This is a genomic window from Methylobacterium sp. 10 (genome assembly GCF_000519085.1).
In the GTDB taxonomy this organism is placed as follows: domain Bacteria; phylum Pseudomonadota; class Alphaproteobacteria; order Rhizobiales; family Beijerinckiaceae; genus Methylobacterium.
This window is the reverse complement of record NZ_KI912577.1, coordinates 3145472-3164700: the sequence shown is the minus strand read 5'-3', so window position 1 is coordinate 3164700 and position 19229 is coordinate 3145472. Positions and strand designations below refer to the sequence as shown.

The window sequence follows — 19229 nt, the reverse complement described above, 5'->3', positions numbered from 1 at the left end:
ACGGAGGGACGCGGTCTGCCTGCACGAGCCGATGTGTGAAGCCAGTGGGCGAGGAGGCGGAGAAATCCGCCCCTACTCGGCCGCCTCGCTATAGGCGTCCACCGGCGGGCAGGAGCAGACGAGGTTGCGGTCGCCGTAGGCGTTGTCGACGCGGTTGATCGGCGGCCAGTACTTGTCCATCCGCAGGCTCCCCGACGGGAAGCACGCCGCCTCGCGGGAATAGGGCCGCTCCCACGGGCCGATCAGGTCCGCCACCGTGTGCGGCGCGTGTTTCAGCGGGTTGTCCACCCGGTCCATCCGCCCCTCCTCGATGGCGCGGATCTCCTCGCGGATCGCCAGCATGGCGTCGCAGAAGCGGTCGATCTCGCCCTTGGTCTCGGATTCGGTCGGCTCGATCATCAGGGTCCCGGCCACCGGCCAGGACATGGTCGGCGGGTGGAAGCCGCAATCGATCAGACGCTTGGCGATGTCCTCGACGCCGATCCCGGCCGATTTCTGGAAGGGCCGCACGTCGATGATGCATTCATGCGCCACGCGGCCCTGTGCCCCGGCATAGAGCACCGGATAGGCGCCCTTCAGGCGGCTGGCGATGTAATTGGCGTTGAGGATGGCGATGCGGGTGGCCTGGGTGAGGCCGCGCCCGCCCATCAGCAGGCAGTAGCTCCACGAGATCGGCAGGATCGAGGCCGAGCCGTAGGGCGCGGCCGAGACGGCCCCTTCCTCACCGCTTCGCGGGTCGGAGGGCAGGAACGGGATCAGATGCGCCTTGACGCCGATGGGACCCATGCCGGGGCCGCCGCCGCCATGCGGGATGCAGAAGGTCTTGTGCAGGTTGAGGTGGCTCACATCGGCGCCGATATCGCCGGGGCGGGCGAGACCCACCATGGCGTTGAGATTGGCCCCGTCGAGATAGACCTGTCCGCCATGGGCATGGACGATGTCGCAGATCTCGCGGACCCGCACCTCGAACACCCCGTGGGTCGACGGATAGGTGATCATGCAGGCCGCGAGGTTTTCCGAATGCAGTTCGGCCTTCTTTGAAAAGTCCTCCACGTCGATGTTGCCGTGCTGGTCGGCGCCGACCACGACGACGCTCATGCCGCACATCTGCGCCGAGGCCGGGTTGGTGCCATGCGCCGAGGACGGGATCAGGCAGACCCTACGGTGCCCCTCCCCCCGCGACAGGTGATAGGCGCGGATGGCGAGCAGGCCGGCATATTCCCCCTGCGCGCCGGAATTCGGCTGCATCGAGATCGCGTCGTAGCCGGTGATGGCGCAGAGTTTTTCGGAGAAGTCGCGCAGGAGTTCCTGGTAGCCCTCGGCCTGATCGGCCGGCACGAAGGGGTGGATCTCCGAGAATTCCGGCCAGGAGATCGGCAGCATCTCGGCGGTGGCGTTCAGCTTCATCGTGCACGAACCGAGCGGAATCATCGCCCGGTCCAGCGCCAGATCGCGGTCCGCGAGGCGGCGCATGTAGCGCGTCATCTCGCTCTCGGCCCGGTTCATGTGGAAGATCGGGTGGGTGAGATAGGCGGAGGTGCGCAGATTCGCCTCCGGCAGGCGCGGAGTCGGCCAGGCCTCGTCGTAGGTGAGACGCTCGCCGCCGAAGGCGCGCCACACCGCCTGGACGATGTCGGGCCGGGTGCGCTCGTCGACGGTGATGCCGATTCGGTCCGAGCCGACTTTCCGCAGGTTGACGCCGTTCTTCACGGCATTCTGCAGGATCAGCCCCTGGAAGGCGCCGACCTCCACGGTGATCGTGTCGAAGAAGGCCTTCGGCTCCACGGCGAATCCGAGGGTTTCGAGCCCCTCCGCGAGGCGCACCGCGTCGCGATGGACCCGCGCGGCGATCGCCTTCAGCCCGCGCGGGCCGTGGAACACCGCGTACATCCCGGCGATCACCGCGAGCAGCACCTGAGCGGTGCAGATGTTCGAGGTCGCCTTCTCGCGGCGGATATGCTGCTCGCGGGTCTGCAGGGCGAGACGGTAGGCGCGGTTGCCGCGGGCATCGACGGAGACGCCGACGAGGCGGCCCGGAAGGGTGCGCTTGTGCGCGTCGCGGGTGGAGAGGTAGGCCGCGTGCGGGCCACCATAGCCCATGGGCACGCCGTAGCGCTGCATCGAGCCGATGGCGATGTCGGCGCCCATCTCGCCCGGCGGCTTCAGCAGGGTCAGGGCCAGGGGGTCGGCGGCCATCACGGCGACCGCGCCGGCCTCGTGCAGACGGGCGATGACGTCCGAAAAATCATGGATGGCGCCGCAGACGCCTGGATACTGGAGAATCGCGCCGAAGACCTCCGCCGGGTCGAGATCGGTCGACGGGTCGCCGACGACGATGGTCCAGCCCAGCGGCGCGGCACGGGTCTTCAGGACGGAGATGGTCTGGGGCAGGCACTCGGCATCGACGAAGAAGGCGGACTTGCCGTTGCCGGCGATGCGCGAGGCCATGCCCATGGCTTCCGCCGCCGCCGTGGCCTCGTCGAGGAGCGAGGCATTGGCGATGTCGAGCCCGGTGAGGTCGCAGACCAGGGTCTGGAAGTTCAGCAGCGCCTCGAGCCGGCCCTGGCTGATCTCGGGCTGATAGGGCGAATAGGCGGTGTACCAGGCCGGGTTCTCGAAGATGTTGCGCTGGATCACCGGCGGCATCGTGGTGCCGTGATAGCCCTGGCCGATGAGCGAGACGAGGAGCCGGTTCTTGTCGGCGATGCCGCGCATGTGCTCCAGCACCCGGCGCTCGGTGAGCGACGTGCCGAAATCGATGCGCTCCTCCTGGCGGATGTCGGCCGGCAAGGTCTCGTCCACGAGGCCGTGCAAGCTCGGCGCGCCGACCACGGCCAGCATCGCCTCGATCTCTCCGGCGGTGGGGCCGATATGGCGGCGGTTGGCGAAATCGTAGGGGTCGTAGCGATCGTTGGGCATGATGGGCCTCGCGTGCCGAAGTCTGAAGAATGTCGCAACGCACCTCCCCCCCTTGTGGGGAGGGATCGAGGGTGGGGGTGGTTCCGCCGGACTCCGCAGCGGGTCACCCAATCACCCCCACCTCCAACTCCTCCCCACAAGGGGGAGGAGGGCGCGTTCTGGGTCGTTCCAAGCGCTACTTCGCGAACTCGGCGTAGGCCGCCTCGTCCATCAGCCCGTCCAGGGCCGAGGCGTCGTCGAGGCGGAGGCGGTAGAGCCAGCCGCCGCCCTGCGGGTAGGTGCCGACGCTGGCCGGATCGGCCACGGCGGCCTCGTTGACCTCCGTCACCTCGCCCGAGACCGGCGCGAACACGTCGGAGGCGGCCTTGACCGACTCGACCACCGCTGCGGCCTCGCCCTTCACCAGCCTGGCGCCGACCTTGGGCAGCTCCACGAAGACGAGGTCTCCCAGCTGCTCGGCCGCATGGGTGGTGATGCCGATGGTGGCCACATCGCCGTCGATGGCCAGCCACTCGTGCTCGTCCGTGAATTTCAGCATGATTCGCTCCCTGAAGAGGTGGTGTTGGGGGGAAGTCGGCCGGAATCCGGGTGTCAGCTGCGCTTGAAGCGTGCGGGCACGAAGGGAAGCGCCACGACCGAGACCGGCAGGCGCCGACCACGCACCTCCGCGAAGACGCGGGTGCCGGGGGCCGACAGGGCGGCGGGGACGTAGCCCATGGCGATCGGGGCCTTGAGGACGGGGCTGAAGCCGCCGGAGGTGACGCGGCCGATGCTCTCGCCGGCCTCTTCGGAGAAGAGCGCGGCCCCTCCCCGCACCGGGGTCGGGCCCTCCGGCCGTAGGCCGACGCGCCGCGACGTCGGACCGTCGGCGATCTCGCGGAGGATGCGCGCGGCGCCGGGAAACCCGCCCGCCCGCGCCCCGCCCGTGCGGCGGACCGGCTGGATCGCCCAGGTCAGGCCGGCCTCCACCGGGCTGGTGGCCGGGTCGATATCGGAGCCGTGCAGGCACAGGCCGGCTTCCAGGCGCAGGGAATCGCGGGCGCCGAGGCCCACCGGCTCCACGTTGTTGTCTTGCAGCAAGGCTTCGGCGACCATGTCCGCCGCCTCTTCGGGCAGCGAGATCTCGAACCCGTCCTCGCCGGTATAGCCCGAGCGGCTGACGATGGCGGAGGCCCCGAGGATGTCGACGACCCGCACGTCGAGGAAGCGCATGGCGGCGGTCTCGGGGGCGAGCCGTGCCAGCGCGCTCTCCGCCAGCGGCCCCTGGAGGGCGAGGAGTGCCCGGGGCAGAACCGTGATCTCGCACTGGCCGGTCAGATGAGCGCGGAGATAGGCCTCGTCGGCGAGTTTGTTGGCAGCGTTGACGACGAGGATCAGGCCGTCGTCGAGGCGCGCGACCATGAGGTCGTCGAGGATGCCGCCGGTCTCACCGGTGAGGAAACCGTAGCGCTGCCGGCCGGGCGCCAGGCCCAGCACGTCGATGGGAAGGAGGGTTTCGAGGGCGCGGGCGAGGTCCGCCATGCCGCCCGGACCCGGCTTCAGCCGGATCTGGCCCATATGCGACACGTCGAACAAACCGGCCGCCTTGCGGGTATGGAGATGTTCGGCGATCAGGCCGGCCGGATAATGCAGCGGCAGCGCATAGCCCGCGAAAGGCACCATGCGGGCGCCGTGGCGCAGGTGGAGCGCGTGAAGCGGCGTGCTGGAAGCGTCGAGCGGCATCTGGTCATCCCATGACAAAAAGTCCCCGGACACTCGATCGAGTGGTCCGGTTGCCCCCATCTGTCACGGTTACCTGAGAGCTTCTCCCGACCCACGAGGGACCGGGATTTCTCCTTCGGTGGACGCCCGCGAAGGCGCCTCTCTCCAGATTGTCAAAACGAAGCGGTGATTGTGCCTGAGAGTTTCCGGGGGTGGTTGCTCCGTCGGCGCCATGGCCGGTTCGTACCGGCCTGGGCTCTCCCGCTTCGTCATTCGCTGACAGGCCGAACCTCTCATGTTGGCAGAAGCGGCGCAAGGCCGCGGGTTTCAAAGGCAGGATTCTGTGTCGCACCCGGCAGGATTCGGGTCCGGCGGAACCGCCGGGACTCGCCGGGGATTCGCCTGTCATGGCCATCGCATCCGGGCACGACCTCGCCGGCCCCCGCCCCCGGCAGACCAAGCGTTCCGCCGACCTCGCCGACGCGACCCTCAGCGACAAGGCGCTGGAGATCCACCGCCGGCTCTGCCCGGTCTACGGCTGCCCGATCCCCTACTTCCACAGCCTCGACCCGCTCAGCGAACTCGTCTCCTCGCTTCTCTCCCATCGCACCCGGAACGCCGATTCCGGCCGCGCCTTCAAGGCCCTGCGGGCGCGATACCCGGACTGGGCCGAGGTCGCGGCGGCGCCGGTGGAGGAGATCGAGGCGGCGATCTCCGGCGTGACCTGGCCGGAACTGAAGGCGCCCCGCATCCGTGCCATCCTGGCGGAGGTGGCCGAGCGTCACGGCTCCCTCTCACTCGATTTTCTCGAGGACATGGAGGTGGAGGCGGCCCGCGCCTGGCTCGAGGCGATTCCCGGAGTGGGGCCGAAGACCAGTGCGGCGGTGCTCTCGTTCAGCCTGCTGCGGATGCCCGCCCTGCCGGTGGACAGCCACCATCACCGGGTGGCCCACCGCACCGGTCTCATCGGCGCGAAGGTCGATGTCGGTCCCTCGCACCCGATCCTGCGGGCCCAGTTGCCGGCGGATTGGAGCGCCCAGGATCTCTACGACAACCACGAGATCCTGATGCTCCACGGACAGGCCGTGTGCCACCACCGCAATCCGGCTTGCGGGAGGTGCGTATTGCTCGATCTGTGCCCCGCCGGGCAGGCGCAGCGGTCTTCCGTGCGTGAACCTTGACCGTCCTCGGTGACCCGTCCAGAACGCGTTCTCGTTTGCGCGAATTCAAGCGATCCGCAAACGTTTGCCTGCGCCTGCCGCCTCACTCCATAGGAACCACGCGCGATGACCGCGTTCACAGAGCTCGTGTTCTCGGGCGTCCAGCCCACGGGCAACCTGCATCTCGGCAATTACCTCGGCGCCATCAAGCGCTTCGTGGAGATGCAGGAGCGCGACGCGCAGTGCCTCTACTGCGTCGTCGACATGCACGCGATCACCCTCTGGCAGGACCCGGCCGCGCTGAAAGGCCAGATCCGCGAGGTCACGGCCGCCTTCCTCGCCGCCGGCATCGATCCGAAGCGCAGCATCGTCTTCAACCAGAGCCAGGTGGCGGCTCATGCCGAGCTGGCCTGGATCTTCAACTGCGTCGCACGCCTCGGCTGGCTCAACCGCATGACCCAGTTCAAGGACAAGGCCGGCAAGGACCGCGAGAACGCCTCGATCGGGCTCTACGCCTATCCGGTGCTGATGGCCGCCGACATCCTGGCCTACCGCGCCACCCACGTGCCGGTGGGCGAGGACCAGAAGCAGCACCTCGAACTGACCCGCGACATAGCCCAGAAGTTCAACAACGACTTTTCGGACTCTATCTCCGCCCACGGGCACGATTCTGGCGAAGGCTTCTTTCCGATCACCGAACCGCTGATCGGCGGCCCGGCCGCCCGCGTCATGTCCCTGCGGGACGGCACCAAGAAGATGTCGAAGTCGGACCCGTCCGACAATTCGCGCATCAACCTCACCGACGAGGCGGATGCCATCGCCACCAAGGTGCGCAAGGCCAAGACCGACCCCGAGGCCCTTCCCTCCGAGACTGCCGGTCTGGCCACGCGGCCCGAAGCCGACAACCTCGTGGGCATCTTCGCGGCGCTGAAGGGTGTGACGCGGGACGAGGTGCTGGCCGATTACGGCGGCGCGCAATTCTCCGCCTTCAAGGGCGCGCTGGTGGAGCTCGCGGTGGAAACGCTGGCACCGATCGCCTCCGAGATGAAGCGTCTCGTGGCCGATACCGACTATATCGACTCCGTCCTCGCCGATGGCTCCGAGCGCGCCGAGGCCATCGCGGCTCCGACCCTGGATGCGGTGAAGGACATCGTCGGCTTCGTCCGCCGCGGTCCGCGTTTGCGGACGGTATCGTGAGGGACTTCGCGCGCGTCGGCGAGACGCGTGCGGATCCAGGATGACTGATAGGACGCCGGGGCGATCATTCGCCGGTCCCCCAGGATAGGGGAAACCCACGATGGCCGATTGGAACCCCGCCCTCTACGCCCGCTTCGAGGACGAGCGCACCCGTCCGGCGGCCGAGCTCCTGGCCCGCGTGCCGCTCGAAGCCCCGCGCCTCGTCTACGATCTCGGCTGCGGCCCCGGCAATTCCACCGCGCTCCTCACCGCACGCTTTCCCGAGGCGGAGGTGATCGGCCTCGACACCTCGCCGGCGATGCTGGAGCGTGCGAGAAGCCGCCTGCCCGGCCTCGCCTTCGCGCTGGCCGATGCGGCGACCTGGATCCCCGAGCGGGCGCCGGACCTGATCTACGCCAATGCCGTGCTGCAATGGCTGCCCGACCATCCGGTGCTCCTGCCCCGCCTCCTCGGCCTCCTGGCACCCGGCGGCGTGCTCGCCGTGCAGATGCCCGACAACCTCGCCGAGCCCTCGCACCGCCTGATGCGCGAGGTGGCGTGTGCCGGTCCCTGGGCCGGGGCCATCGGCGACCCGGCCGTGGCCGGGCGTCTCGGGCGGATGCTGGAGCCGCCCGGCTATTACGACCTCCTGGCGTCGCTCGCGACCGAGGTCGATGTCTGGCGCACCGCCTATCACCACCCGCTGGAGGATGCCGCCGCCATCGTCGAATGGGTCAGGGCCACCGGGCTCCGGCCCTTCCTCGATCCGCTGGACCCCCAGGACACGGCCGGGTTCCTCGCTGCCTATGCGACGGCGATCGATGCCGCCTATCCGCCCCGCAGCGACGGGCGACGCCTGCTCGCGTTCCCGCGGGTCTTCATCGTCGCCCGCCGGGCGGACTAAGCAGGTTCGCAAAAGTGGTCGCCGGTTTCGCGTCCTAAAACCTGCGGTACTGCAAGGGCCTAAGCGAGGTGAAGCGTTGGCTTGCCGATGCGAGCCTGCTGAGCGCACCGCCCCGGATGCGATGGCCGGGACGGTGCTCTGCCGGGCTTCAGCTTTCGCCGCGCGCCACGCGTGCCTCGTATTCCGGCAGGGCGAGCTGGCCTTCCTTCTCGACCCGTGCCTTGTCCTCGTCCGAGATCACGTCACCGACCATGTCGAGACGCTTCCACAGGGCGAGTGGCGTCTCCTTGTCGGGGCGCGGCACGTATTTGTTCTGAGACACCTTCTGGTACTTGTGGATGTAGCGCGGGCAGTTGACCCAAGCCTTCGTCACCTCGATCTTCACCAGATACTTGGCTTCGGTGTACTCGGCCATCAGCGGATCGTCGCGCAGCATCCGGGCGTGTCCCTGGACGCGGACCCGGTGCGGGGTCTCGAAATCGATGAACAGCAGCCCGACCTTGGACTGACCTTCGATATTGCCCATCGAGTACCACATGCCGTTGCCGTCGAGCCCCGGAAAGACCAGCGTGTTGGCGTCGAGCACCTTCACGAATCCGGTCGCGCCGCCCTTGTAGGAGACGGTGGGCATGCCGTCGGGATCGACGGTGGACAGGAAGAACATGTCCCGGCTGCCGATGAAGGCCGCCTCGTCGGGACCGATCTGGTCATGGACCCAGCCGGTATCGAGACGCTCGGCGAGCTTGACGGTGTTGTATTCTTCCTGAAGCGCGCGATGCTCGTCGTAATAGAGCGAAGCCATGGGTGTCCTCCAACCTTCGGCCGCTCTCAGATGGGCGACCGTTGCCGGCATGATCGCGGGAAATCTGTCCGAGCACAACAGGCTGGAGAGTCCTTCTCCCCTCTGCGGGAGAAGGTGGCCCGCGAGCCAAGTCGGATGAGGGGAGCACCATCTCCGGAAGCGTCGTCCCCTCTCCCGGTCGCTCCGCGACCACCCTCCCCCGCAATGGGGGAAGGGTCGACCCAAACAAAAAGCCGGCCCCGCTCGCACGAGGCCGGCTTCATCCGCGATGGGCAGCCGAGCGAAGCCGGCCTCTAGATCACAAATTAATTCTTGGACTTGTCGACCAGGGCCTTCTCGGAGATCCACGGCATCATGCCACGGAGCTTGGCGCCGACTTCCTCGATCGGGTGACGGGCGAGCTTGGCGCGGGTGGCCTTGAACGAGGTCTGGCCGACCTTGTTCTCCAGCATCCAGTCGCGGGTGAACTTGCCCGACTGGATGTCGTCCAGCACGCGCTTCATCTCGGCCTTGGTCTCGCTCGTCACGATGCGCGGGCCGGTGACGTACTCACCATACTCGGCGGTGTTCGAGATCGAGTAGTTCATGTTGGCGATGCCGCCCTCGTAGATGAGGTCGACGATGAGCTTCACTTCGTGGAGGCACTCGAAATAGGCCATCTCGGGGGCGTAGCCGCCCTCGACCAGGGTCTCGAAGCCGGCCTTGATCAGCTCGACGAGGCCGCCGCAGAGCACGGCCTGCTCACCGAACAGGTCGGTCTCGCACTCTTCCTTGAAGGTGGTCTCGATGATGCCGGCGCGGCCGCCGCCATTGGCCGAGGCGTAGGACAGGCCGAGATCGTGGGCATTGCCCGAGGCGTCCTGCGCGATGGCGATCAGGGTCGGCACACCGCCGCCCTTGAGGTACTCGCCGCGCACGGTGTGGCCGGGGCCCTTGGGGGCGACCATGAGCACGTCGAGATCCTTGCGGGGCTCGATGAGGTTGAAGTGGACGTTGAGGCCGTGGGCGAACAGGAGGGCGGCGCCCTGCTTCATGTTCGGCTCCAGCGACTCTTTGTAGATGTCGCCCTGCAACTCGTCCGGGGTGAGCATCATGACGACGTCGGCCTGCTTGGCGGCGTCGGCGACGTTCATCACCGTGAAGCCCTCGTGCTCCGCCTTCTTGGCGGTGGCCGAGCCCTCGCGGAGCGCGATGACGATGCCCTTCACGCCCGAATCACGGAGGTTGAGCGCGTGGGCATGGCCCTGGCTGCCGTAGCCGACGATGACGACCTTCTTGCCCTTGATCAAGTTGAGGTCGGCGTCACGATCGTAATAGACCCGCATGGTGGAATGTCCTCTTCGCGTGGGGTGTCAGGGTCGGGCCTGGCCGTAGAGGGCCAGGAACTGGTCGACGGCGCGGGCCGCGTCGCGTCGGATCTCGGCGGCGTCGAGGTCGAGCGCGTCGCCGAGGAGAAGTCGGATCTGGATGTCGCGCCCGACCAGACCGAAGAAGGTCCGGAAGGCGGTCTCGCTGTCCTCGAAGGCGAGGAGTCCGGCCGTACGGCCCGCCTCCAGCACGGGCTTGACCCGCCCGCCGATGGCCAGCCGCCCGTTCGCCAGCACGATGGCGCCGAGGTTGCCCTTGCGCGAGCCGGCATGCGCGATGGCGATGCGGTTCAGCACCACCGAGGTTCGGCCCGCGATGACGTCGAGCCAGCTCGCGGCGAAGTCGAGCAGTCGCTCGCGCAGGGTCGCCGCGTCGAGGGTGCCGACGGCGTCGCGTCCCGCGTGGACCCGCGAAGCCTGCCAGCGCACGGTGGCGGTCAGGAGACCGTCCCGATCCCCGAACCATTTGTACAGGGTTTCCTTCGAGCAACTCGCCCGGCGCGCCACCGCGTCCATGGTGAGCTGGTCGCCCTCCTCGACGAGTAGGGCGAGCACGGCATCGAGCACCGCCTGCTGGCGGGCCGAAGGTGCCTCGTACACTGTCTCGTCGCGTGGAGCCGTCGCGGTCATACGTCCCGAAAACCAGTACCGTACCGTACGGTACGCGGCCTCGTAGGCCGATTCGGTTCGACGGACAAGGGGGCACCCTCGGGCGAAGCTTATTCGGGCAGGGTCAATCCCTCGCGGGCGAAGACCGCCCGCACGGCCGGGCGCTCTGCCATGGCACGGGCGTGGCGCGTCCAGGCGGGGAAGCGCCCCGCCATATCGAAGCCGAGCGCCGGGCCGCGGCCCCATGTCCAGAACAGCAGCAGGTAGGGATCGGCGACACTATAGGCCTCGCCGACGGCCCATCCGCCGTTGGAGAGCTTGACCTCGGTCATCGTGAAGAGGTCGCCGCAGGTCTCTGCCCCCTTGGCCTGGATGCCTGGAAAGGCCGTTTCGTCGTTCGTGTAGCGCTCCGCCCGGCGGATATGCGCGTAGGCGATGTGATGACCGGTGGAGAGCCAGCCGAGCCACTCGTCGACCCGCGCCTGATCGCGCGGCGCCTCGGGCCAGAGCCGGGCCTGCGGGTGCGTGCGGGCGATGTGGCGCAGGATGGCGGTGTTCTCGGTGAGCACCCAGTCGGCCTCGACCAGCGCCGGGACGCGGCCGCGCTCGTTGACGGCGAGATACTCGGCCGCCCGCTGGTCGCCCTTGGCGAGGTCGAGCCGCACGGTCTCGTAGGGCGCGCCCGTCTCCTCGAGGGCGATGTGGGAGGCGAGCGAACAGGCGCCGGGGGCGTAGTAGAGGGTGGTCATGGAGAGGGGGGACCATTCGGAGTCAAGCCGATCAGGGTCGCGAGCCTACTGCGAACCTCGGCGAGGATGACGTCTGGGACGAAACCCAGGGAGCGAAGGATGCGCGTTTCCCGGTCGATCGAGCGGACCTGATCCACCAGAACAGCGCCGTCGACCGGCAGGCCCTGCGGCAGCAGGACCTTGGTCGGCCACGGATTGAGATTGCGGGTGATGGGGCAGACGATCACCCGTGGTGCCAGCAGATGCATCTGGTCGTTTGAGATGACGAGAGCCGGCCGGCGGCCGTTCTGTTCCGTGCCACGCACCGGCTCCAGATCAACCAGCAGAATCTCTCCCGGCCGGCGGGCCGCTCAGTACGGATCATCGTCGTTGATGATCTCGGAGCCGACGTCGGGCCCCCAATCCACCGTCGGAGGTTCGAAATCGGGGCCGAGGCGCCGCGCCTCCTCAACCATCTCGGCCATCGTGAAGACCGGAAAGCCATTCACAAAGCGACGCGCCGGGGGGGATGCGGCGTTTCCCGCCTCCCGCGTCGCGAGAGGTTTGGGAAGCACTTCGACCACCTGGCCTTCCACGAGGCCGAGGGTCCGGACATCGTCGGCCGAAAGTCGAACCGTATAATCCGGCCCTTCCCGCTCCAGCTTGGCTTCCATCCCCCGCCTCCGTCTCAGACCACCGCCATCATAGCGCGGTCCAGCGAAAAAGCTTCACATCGCCTCGGAGCCACGCCCCATGGCCGCGATTCCCGTGCGGGAAATCTCCACGAGGCCGATCACCGTCATCAGGCCGATGAAGCGGTCGATCTCCTCCGTGGTGCCGGTGACCTCGAACACGAAGGAATTCAGCGTTGCGTCGAGGGTCTTGGCGCCGAAAGCGGCGGCGAGGGTCAGCGACTCGGTGCGGTGCTCGCCGGTGCCCGCCACCTTGACGAGGCAAAGCTCGCGCTCGAGGGCCTTGCCCTGGAGGGTGAGGTCGACGACGCGGTGGACCGGCACGAGCCGGTCGAGCTGTGCCTTGATCTGCTGGATCACGGCGTCGGTGCCGGCGGTGACGATGGTGATGCGCGAGATGTGGCGCGCCACCTCGGTCTCCGACACCGTCAGGCTCTCGATGTTGTAGCCGCGTCCCGAGAACATCCCCGCGATCCGCGCGAGGACGCCCGGCTCGTTGTCGACGATGACCGCGAGGGTGTGCCGGTTGATGGGCTCGACCCGGCCGGCATCGGGGTAGTGCGTGTTCATGGCGTTCATGACGTCTCTCCTCCGTGCCGTCGGTCAGACCAGCATCTTGCCTTCCTCGGAGATCACGTCGCCGAGGTCCATTCCGGTCTCGCCGAGGTAGTCGGAGAGCAGCATCTCATTGTGCGCCTTGCCCGACGGGATCATCGGGAAGCAGTTCTCTTTCTTGTCCACGATGCAATCGAAGATGACCGGCCCGTCATGGGCCAGCATCTCGGCGATCGCCCCGTCGAGTTCGCCGGGCTTGTCGCAGCGCATGCCCTTGGCGCCGTAGGCCTCCGCCAGCTTGACGAAGTCCGGCAGGCTTTCCGAATAGCTCTGCGAATAGCGCGAGCCGTGCAGCAGTTCCTGCCACTGGCGCACCATGCCCATGTACTCGTTGTTCAAGATGAAGATCTTGACCGGCAGGCGATACTGCACGGCCGTCGACATCTCCTGGATGTTCATCAGGATCGAGGCCTCGCCGGCGATGTCGATGACGAGACCGTCCGGATTGGCGAGCTGGGTGCCGATGGCCGCGGGCAGGCCGTAGCCCATGGTGCCGAGGCCGCCCGACGTCATCCAACGGTTCGGCTCGTCGAACTTGAAGTACTGCGCCGCCCACATCTGATGCTGGCCGACCTCGGTGGTGACGAAGGTTTTCCGGTCCTTGCAGGCCTCATAGAGGCGCTGCACGGCGTATTGCGGCTTGATGATCGTGCCCGACGGCCAGTAGGCGAGGCAGTCGCGCGCCTTCCACGTGCGGATCTTGGCCATCCACTCGTCGAAACGGCCGGTGTCGGGGCGCTTGGGCAGGGCCTTCCAGGCCGCGAGCATGTCCTCGAGCACGGAGCCGCAATCGCCGACGATGCCGATATCGACCTTGACCACCTTGTTGATCGAGGAGGCATCGACGTCGATGTGGATCTTCTTCGAGAACGGTGAGAACGCGTCGAGACGGCCGGTGATGCGGTCGTCGAAGCGCGCCCCGACGCAGATCATCACGTCGCATTCGTGCATCGCGAGATTGGCTTCGTAGGTCCCGTGCATGCCGAGCATGCCGAGGAATTGCGGGTTGGAGGCCGGGAAGGCACCGAGCCCCATCAGCGTCGAGGTGACCGGGAAGCCGGCGATGTCCGCGAGCTGGCGCAGGAGCGCCGAGGCGTGCGGGCCGGAATTGATGACGCCGCCGCCGGTATAGAGGACCGGACGGCGCGCGCCCGCCATCAGCTCGATGGCCGACTGGATCGCCTGGGGATCGCCCTTGAAGGCGGGGCGGTAGGTCTTGTGGCCGTTATGGGTCGGGCGCTCGTAGATCCCACTCGCGAACTGGATGTCCTTGGGCAGATCGACGACGACGGGACCCGGCCGGCCGTTCGACGCCACGAAGAAGGCCTCGTGCAGGATGCGCGGCAGGTCGTCGATCGATTTGACCAGGTAATTGTGCTTCGTGCAGTGGCGCGTGATGCCCACCGTGTCGCATTCCTGGAACGCATCGGTGCCGATCAGGTGCGTCGGAACCTGGCCGGTGATGCAGACGAGGGGGATCGAATCCAGCATCGCGTCGGTGAGCCCGGTGACGATGTTGGTGGCGCCGGGACCGGACGTGACGAGGACGCAGCCGACCTTGCCCGACGAACGGGCATAGCCCTCGGCCGCATGGACCGCGCCCTGCTCGTGCCGGACGAGGACGTGCTTCAGTTCTTCCTGGTGGAAGAGGGCATCGTAGATCGGCAGCACCGCGCCGCCCGGATACCCGAACAACGTATCGACACCCTGATCCCGGAACGCCCGGATGACCATTTCGGCCCCGGTCATGACCTCGCCGCTCATCGTCCTGCTCCTCAAAACCTGATTGAACCCAGTGTCAAACGTCTCGTCGCGGCAACAAAAAAGGGCCCCGAAGGACCCTGCACGCGCCACCATCCGGATCACGACCCCTGTATCAGGGCCGTCCGGTCGGTGGCGCTTCCGTTACGATAAGGATGACCCGCATGGGAAAACCGAAACCTCGTCGTTCGTCGATCTGACGAATCGTAAACTCGTGACCGGTTGTTTAAACAGATCCGAGGAGCCGGTCAACGCCGTTCGAGGCAAGATAATGCCTCGCGCTGGCACAGTGAGATCGCGCCGTCGATCCCGGCGATGACAGTCCGCCCGGATTCACTCCATTTGCGTTTGCTCGCCTCCGATGAGCGGACTAGGTGCTGAAGGACCGAGAATCCGGGGCTCCCGCACGAGACCCCGGGCTACCCGACGACGATCCTGCAGCGCGGCTTTCGATGGGCCTCAATCTTCGCCTCGGCCGGGTCACATGGTCAGCTCGGACCTGGATCGTGCTCGGTGTTCTCGCGCCGATCGGCATGCTGATCACCTCCGGGGTGATGCTGCTCGACATGCGGCGCGACGCTTGGGACAAGGCCGAGCAGACCTCGCGAAACCTGCTTCGGGTCATCGAGCGCGACATCGCCCGCAATTTCGAGATCATCGACCTGTCGATTCAGGGCGTCGTCGACGGCTTGAACGTGCCGGGCGTACGAGACGTCAGCCCCGAATTGCGGCAGCTGATCCTCTTCGACCGCGCTGCCAGCGCCAGGGACATGGGGGTGATGCTAGTCCTCGACGAGAACGGAGACACCGTCATCGACGCCGCATCGGTCACGCCGCGTAAGCTCAACAATTCCGATCGCGACTACTTCAAGGCGCAAAAAGCCCGGGCCGATCTCGGCCTCTACATCAGTCCTCCCGTCGTCTCGCGCCTGTTGAGGACGCCGGTGCTGGTCCTGAGCCGCCGCATCGACAAGCCGGACGGATCCTTCGGCGGCATCGTGCTGGGCTCGCTGAGCCTGTCCTACTTCCACAGGCTGTTCGATCGGATCGGTCTCGGCCCGTACGGCGCGATCAATCTGTATCGCTCCGACGGCATGCGCATCGTTCGCCATCCTTATCTGGAGAGTGATATCGGCAGTTCCATCGCCGGGACCCCGACATTCGAACGGTTCCGGCGGGAGGGCAGCGGCAGCTTCGTGGGGACATCGCCCCGCGACGGCAGCGAGCGGCACTTCGCCTTCACCCGCATCGGCGATCTTCCCTTCATCCTCAACGTCACCCTGTCGGCTGACGAGATCGAGGCGGAGTGGCGCCGGAAGGCCTTCGTCATCAGCCTCGTCGTGGTGCTGCTGTGCGGCCTGACCATCGGCCTCTCCCTCCTGTTCTGGCGGGAGCTGCAACGCCGTGCCGCGATCCAGGCGGAATTGGAGCGGCTGTCCCGGACCGACGTGCTCACCGGATTGCCCAACCGCCGCGCGTTCGAGGAGATGGTCGCCCGGCTCTGGACAAGCGCCCGCCATCAGGGAACGCCGCTCTCTCTCCTCGTGGTCGATGCGGACCACTTCAAGCGCTACAACGACCGCCATGGCCACGCCGTCGGCGACAGGGTGCTCCAGGGCATCGCTGGCCGCCTGTCCGCCAGCCTGCGTCGTCCCGGGGACATCGTCTGCCGCGTCGGCGGTGAAGAGTTCGTCCTGCTGCTGCCGCATGCCGATCGGGCCGCCGCCCTTGGCGTCGCCGAGCGCGTGCATGCGCACATGTCGACCCTGTCGGTCCCGGCGGCGGGGATCGAAGCGGGCGCGATCACCGTGAGTGTCGGCGTGGCCAGCGCCCTGCCCGAAGCGGGCGGTTCCCTGGAACCGTTCGACCTCTACCGGCGGGCCGATGCCGCCCTCTACGAGGCCAAGGCCGCCGGCCGGAACAGGACCTGCTGCGCCGCTCCGGAGGGTGCCCCGCATCCGCGGGCCGCGCCATACCGCTTCGAGGGCTGATCCGGCTCCGCAGCACCGGTGGCGGAGCGAGAACTCCGGTCCGGGGAGATCGAATCCATTTGCGTGGCTCTCCGGCATCGGCCTATCTGGGCGACCCTCCCATCATGCCTTCCGGGACCGATGCCCCCGACCGCGACGACGGCCTTCCTGATCCTCGACGTGGCGGGCACCGCCTGCGCCCTGGCCCGGACCTGTGTGAGCGAGGTCCTGCCGCTTCCCCGGCTGCACCGGCCATCCGCGACGGCGGGCATGCTCGCGGGATTCCTCAACCTCGGCGGTGCCGCGGTTCCGGTGATCGATCTCGCGCGGCTCCTCGGGCTGAGTGAGACGGCGGCCGATCCCGATGACGTGGATCGGCATCTCGTCCTCGACGCGGCGCGTTCCACCGCCTTCCTGGTCGACCGCGCCGAGGCCCTCGTCGTCGTTCCCGATTCCGAGATCCAGCCGGCGGATGAAAAGCGCAGCCTCAACGGCTGCGTGGTCGCCGGGTTCGAGCGGGGGCGCAGCCGCGTCGATGTGTTGAGCCTGCCCCGCCTTCTTACAGAAGAAGAGCGCATCCGCCTCGATGCCCTCACCCGCGCGGCGGCCGAGCGGCTGTCCGGGCTCGACGCAGCGACTTCCCCATGAGCGACTTTCCCATGAGCGGATCGCCCATGAGCGGATCGCCCATGAGCGGATCGCCCATGAGCGGATCGGCCGCCCGATGATCCGTCCGGCCAAGGCTGGTCCCGAACGCGATCCGACCTTCGCCGCCCTCAAGGCGAAGGTGATCGCCCGGACCGGGCACCATTATTACGCAGACAAGGACGACCTGCTCTTCGACCGGCTGCGCAAGCGATTCAAGGCATGCCGGCTCGCCGATTCCGCCGCCTATCTCGCCCATCTCGACGCCGAGGCCACCGGTCCTGCGGAATGGGCCGCCCTCGAGGCCGAGATCACCATCGGCGAGACGTTCTTCTTCCGCTATGCCGAGCAGTTCGCGGCCCTGCGCGGGACGATCCTGCCCGGCCTGATCGCGGCGCGCGCGGAGACGAAATCCCTGCGGATCTGGAGTGCCGGATGCTCGACGGGGGCGGAGCCCTACTCCATCGCGATCCTGCTCCACGAACTCCTCGGCGACGACCTTCCCCACTGGCGGATCGCCATCACCGGCACCGACATCAGCCACGAGGCCCTGGCGACGGCCCGCGCGGCGGTGTTCGGCCGCTGGGCCCTGCGCACCCTGCCGCCCGAGGAACATGCGCGTTACTTCGTCCTCGGCCCCTCGGTGCCGGGGATCGCCCGCGAGGGCAGTTTCACCCTGAGGCCGGAATTCCGGCGGATGGTACGCTTCGAGCGCCAGAACCTGATGAGCCTGATCGACGGTTCCGCTTCCCCGCCCACCGCAGGGTTCGATCTCATCCTCTGCCGCAACGTGCTGATCTACTTCCAGGCCGAGGCGGTGCTCGGCATCGTGCGCGGGCTCGGTCATCGCCTCGTTCCGGACGGCTGGCTCCTGATCGGGCATGCCGAACCGAACCCGGCCTTCGCGGCCACCCTGCAGCCGGTGAACCTCCCCGGTACGGTGGCCTACCGCCTGCCGACGACCGCGCTCCCCGTCGAGCCGCCGCCGGTGCTCGCGACCGTGGCGACCGCCGTCGCCATATCCGTTCCCGGACCTCCGGCGCCCGAGGCCGAACCGCCGTCGGTCTTCGCCTCGATCCCGGCTCCCATCGCCGACGCCCCCTCCCCCTCGATCGACGGGGTCGAGCCGGAGGATGTCGAGGCGGTCCTGGCAGCGATCCGGACGCTTGCCGATTCCGGGCAGATCGCGGAAGGGTGGCGCAGGGTTCACGCCGCCCTCCTGGCCACGCCCACCGATGCGCGGCTGCACTATTACGATGGTCTCCTCGCCTACGACCTCGGCCGCGAGGCGGAGGCCGAGCGGGCCCTGCGCGGGGCGCTCTACCTCGACCGCACCTTCGTGATGGCGCATTACCAGCTCGGATTGCTGCTGGGCGCCCTGGGACGCGAGGCCGAGGCCCGTCGGGCGTTCGACAACGCCGTCCGCTTCGGCCGCGACCAGCCGCCCGACACCCTGCTCTGCGAAGGCGACGGGCTGAGCGCAGGACGATTGGTCGAGAGCGTGGACGCCGCCCGCCTGCGCATGAGGAGCTCCGCAACGTGATCGCACAGGCCGCAGGGGACACCTCCGACGATCCGCGTATCCGGAGGCTGCTCGATGAGCGCACGGCCGCGCTCGCCCGCCGAGGCGGCGACATCGCCCGCCATGCGGTGACCCGCCCGTACCTGGTCTGCGCCGCCGGGGACGACCGCTACGGCCTGCCCCTGGACTCCGTCGTCCAGGTGGTGCCGGCGCGGACCTACACGCCCGTTCCGGGGGCGCCGCCGGAACTCCTCGGCCTCATCGCTCTGTCCGGCCGCGTCGTCAGCGTGCTCAGCCTCGCGGGCACCCTCTCGCGTCCGGTTCTCTCGCGCGCGGATTCTTCTCGGGCCGAGTCCTCGACGGCGACGGGCCACATCCTCGTCCTGCGCGGCGGCATCGCCCCCGTGGCCCTCGCCGTCGACCGGGTTCTCGCCGTCGCGGACGTGGACGGCGCACTCACGGCCGAGTCTGTCCCCATGGGCGGCTTGGGTGCGGATGCGGTTTCGGGCTATGCAGCGGCTCCCGGCCCGGAGGCCGCCCTCCAGGGCGGAGAGGCCGGCTTCGTCGTCATCGATCTGCCGCGTCTCCTGCGGCGATACCTGCCTCAAGGCTGACGGTCAGGCTCCCCGCGAGCCCTGCCCGTCGAGCGGTTTCGGAG

Annotated in this window: 18 protein-coding genes and 1 riboswitch; of the genes, 7 read left to right on the top strand and 11 right to left on the bottom strand. The window is 67.9% G+C overall.

The window, feature by feature from the left end; translation table 11 throughout:
* Positions 1–72: 72 nt before the first annotated feature.
* From gcvP to gcvT, 3 genes are all read right to left on the bottom strand, one after another.
* A complete protein-coding gene (gene gcvP, locus K368_RS0114735; RefSeq protein WP_027173000.1) occupies positions 73–2919 on the bottom strand; it encodes an aminomethyl-transferring glycine dehydrogenase in 2847 nt (948 codons plus the stop codon).
* Positions 2920–3094: 175 nt separating this feature from the next.
* On the bottom strand, positions 3095–3457 hold the full coding sequence (gcvH, locus tag K368_RS0114730; protein WP_027172999.1) for a glycine cleavage system protein GcvH: 363 nt from the start codon (positions 3455–3457) through the stop codon (positions 3095–3097).
* A gap of 53 nt (positions 3458–3510) precedes the next feature.
* Positions 3511–4641, bottom strand: coding sequence for a glycine cleavage system aminomethyltransferase GcvT (gene gcvT / locus K368_RS0114725; RefSeq protein WP_027172998.1), 1131 nt, complete (start codon positions 4639–4641; stop codon positions 3511–3513).
* Between the two features lie 50 nt (positions 4642–4691).
* A riboswitch (glycine riboswitch) is annotated at positions 4692–4799 on the bottom strand.
* A gap of 228 nt (positions 4800–5027) precedes the next feature.
* Between gcvT and K368_RS0114720 the strand changes: the two genes are divergently transcribed.
* From K368_RS0114720 to tam, 3 genes are all read left to right on the top strand, one after another.
* A complete protein-coding gene (locus K368_RS0114720; protein ID WP_027172997.1) occupies positions 5028–5801 on the top strand; it encodes a Fe-S cluster assembly protein HesB in 774 nt (257 codons plus the stop codon).
* Between the two features lie 105 nt (positions 5802–5906).
* A complete protein-coding gene (gene trpS, locus K368_RS0114715) occupies positions 5907–6977 on the top strand; it encodes a tryptophan--tRNA ligase (RefSeq protein ID WP_027172996.1) in 1071 nt (356 codons plus the stop codon).
* Positions 6978–7077: 100 nt separating this feature from the next.
* Complete coding sequence (gene tam / locus K368_RS0114710) at positions 7078–7860, top strand: trans-aconitate 2-methyltransferase (protein WP_027172995.1); 783 nt, start codon at positions 7078–7080, stop codon at positions 7858–7860.
* Between the two features lie 148 nt (positions 7861–8008).
* Here tam and K368_RS0114705 read toward each other — a convergent pair whose 3' ends face one another.
* From K368_RS0114705 to K368_RS0114670, 8 genes are all read right to left on the bottom strand, one after another.
* Positions 8009–8662, bottom strand: coding sequence for a pyridoxamine 5'-phosphate oxidase family protein (locus K368_RS0114705; protein ID WP_027172994.1), 654 nt, complete (start codon positions 8660–8662; stop codon positions 8009–8011).
* Positions 8663–8967: 305 nt separating this feature from the next.
* Complete coding sequence (gene ilvC / locus K368_RS0114700; RefSeq protein WP_027172993.1) at positions 8968–9987, bottom strand: ketol-acid reductoisomerase; 1020 nt, start codon at positions 9985–9987, stop codon at positions 8968–8970.
* 27 nt (positions 9988–10014) lie between these two features.
* Entirely contained in the window at positions 10015–10659 is a 645-nt protein-coding gene (locus tag K368_RS0114695) for a TetR/AcrR family transcriptional regulator C-terminal domain-containing protein (protein WP_036266341.1), read from the bottom strand.
* An 89-nt stretch (positions 10660–10748) separates the two neighbouring features.
* Entirely contained in the window at positions 10749–11387 is a 639-nt protein-coding gene (locus K368_RS0114690; RefSeq protein WP_027172991.1) for a glutathione S-transferase, read from the bottom strand.
* A complete protein-coding gene (locus tag K368_RS24685) occupies positions 11384–11713 on the bottom strand; it encodes a type II toxin-antitoxin system PemK/MazF family toxin (RefSeq protein WP_280940256.1) in 330 nt (109 codons plus the stop codon). Before K368_RS24685 ends, K368_RS0114690 begins: the two co-directional genes overlap by 4 nt.
* A 24-nt stretch (positions 11714–11737) precedes the next feature.
* Positions 11738–12040: a MazF family transcriptional regulator gene (locus K368_RS0114680; protein WP_027172990.1), complete on the bottom strand. Its 303-nt coding sequence runs from the start codon at positions 12038–12040 to the stop codon at positions 11738–11740.
* Between the two features lie 54 nt (positions 12041–12094).
* On the bottom strand, positions 12095–12637 hold the full coding sequence (gene ilvN / locus K368_RS0114675) for an acetolactate synthase small subunit (protein ID WP_018044192.1): 543 nt from the start codon (positions 12635–12637) through the stop codon (positions 12095–12097).
* Positions 12638–12661: 24 nt separating this feature from the next.
* Positions 12662–14437 carry an acetolactate synthase 3 large subunit gene (locus K368_RS0114670; RefSeq protein ID WP_027172989.1) on the bottom strand — a complete coding sequence of 592 codons (1776 nt, stop codon included), beginning with the start codon at positions 14435–14437 and terminating at the stop codon, positions 12662–12664.
* Between the two features lie 449 nt (positions 14438–14886).
* Here K368_RS0114670 and K368_RS0114665 point away from each other — a divergent pair, with 449 nt between their 5' ends.
* The 4 genes from K368_RS0114665 to K368_RS0114650 all read left to right on the top strand — a co-directional run bounded on the left by K368_RS0114665 (position 14887) and on the right by K368_RS0114650 (position 19185).
* On the top strand, positions 14887–16425 hold the full coding sequence (locus K368_RS0114665) for a sensor domain-containing diguanylate cyclase (RefSeq protein WP_027172988.1): 1539 nt from the start codon (positions 14887–14889) through the stop codon (positions 16423–16425).
* A 120-nt stretch (positions 16426–16545) separates the two neighbouring features.
* Positions 16546–17052, top strand: a complete 507-nt coding sequence (locus tag K368_RS0114660) for a chemotaxis protein CheW (RefSeq protein WP_027172987.1) — start codon at positions 16546–16548, stop codon at positions 17050–17052.
* 76 nt (positions 17053–17128) lie between these two features.
* Positions 17129–18592 carry a protein-glutamate O-methyltransferase CheR gene (locus K368_RS0114655; RefSeq protein WP_027172986.1) on the top strand — a complete coding sequence of 488 codons (1464 nt, stop codon included), beginning with the start codon at positions 17129–17131 and terminating at the stop codon, positions 18590–18592.
* Complete coding sequence (locus K368_RS0114650; protein ID WP_027172985.1) at positions 18589–19185, top strand: chemotaxis protein CheW; 597 nt, start codon at positions 18589–18591, stop codon at positions 19183–19185. Before K368_RS0114655 ends, K368_RS0114650 begins: the two co-directional genes overlap by 4 nt.
* Positions 19186–19229 lie beyond the last annotated feature (44 nt).

What these genes read in the sequence shown, in the direction of transcription:
- gcvP (WP_027173000.1), bottom strand. Translation starts at nt 2,919, where the DNA reads ATGCCCAACGATCGCTACGACCCCTACGATTTCGCCAACCGCCGCCAT.
- gcvH (WP_027172999.1), bottom strand. Translation starts at nt 3,457, where the DNA reads ATGCTGAAATTCACGGACGAGCACGAGTGGCTGGCCATCGACGGCGAT.
- gcvT (WP_027172998.1), bottom strand. Translation starts at nt 4,641, where the DNA reads ATGCCGCTCGACGCTTCCAGCACGCCGCTTCACGCGCTCCACCTGCGC.
- K368_RS0114720 (WP_027172997.1), top strand. Translation starts at nt 5,028, where the DNA reads ATGGCCATCGCATCCGGGCACGACCTCGCCGGCCCCCGCCCCCGGCAG.
- trpS (WP_027172996.1), top strand. Translation starts at nt 5,907, where the DNA reads ATGACCGCGTTCACAGAGCTCGTGTTCTCGGGCGTCCAGCCCACGGGC.
- tam (WP_027172995.1), top strand. Translation starts at nt 7,078, where the DNA reads ATGGCCGATTGGAACCCCGCCCTCTACGCCCGCTTCGAGGACGAGCGC.
- K368_RS0114705 (WP_027172994.1), bottom strand. Translation starts at nt 8,662, where the DNA reads ATGGCTTCGCTCTATTACGACGAGCATCGCGCGCTTCAGGAAGAATAC.
- ilvC (WP_027172993.1), bottom strand. Translation starts at nt 9,987, where the DNA reads ATGCGGGTCTATTACGATCGTGACGCCGACCTCAACTTGATCAAGGGC.
- K368_RS0114695 (WP_036266341.1), bottom strand. Translation starts at nt 10,659, where the DNA reads ATGACCGCGACGGCTCCACGCGACGAGACAGTGTACGAGGCACCTTCG.
- K368_RS0114690 (WP_027172991.1), bottom strand. Translation starts at nt 11,387, where the DNA reads ATGACCACCCTCTACTACGCCCCCGGCGCCTGTTCGCTCGCCTCCCAC.
- K368_RS0114680 (WP_027172990.1), bottom strand. Translation starts at nt 12,040, where the DNA reads ATGGAAGCCAAGCTGGAGCGGGAAGGGCCGGATTATACGGTTCGACTT.
- ilvN (WP_018044192.1), bottom strand. Translation starts at nt 12,637, where the DNA reads ATGAACGCCATGAACACGCACTACCCCGATGCCGGCCGGGTCGAGCCC.
- K368_RS0114670 (WP_027172989.1), bottom strand. Translation starts at nt 14,437, where the DNA reads ATGAGCGGCGAGGTCATGACCGGGGCCGAAATGGTCATCCGGGCGTTC.
- K368_RS0114665 (WP_027172988.1), top strand. Translation starts at nt 14,887, where the DNA reads ATGGGCCTCAATCTTCGCCTCGGCCGGGTCACATGGTCAGCTCGGACC.
- K368_RS0114660 (WP_027172987.1), top strand. Translation starts at nt 16,546, where the DNA reads ATGCCCCCGACCGCGACGACGGCCTTCCTGATCCTCGACGTGGCGGGC.
- K368_RS0114655 (WP_027172986.1), top strand. Translation starts at nt 17,129, where the DNA reads ATGATCCGTCCGGCCAAGGCTGGTCCCGAACGCGATCCGACCTTCGCC.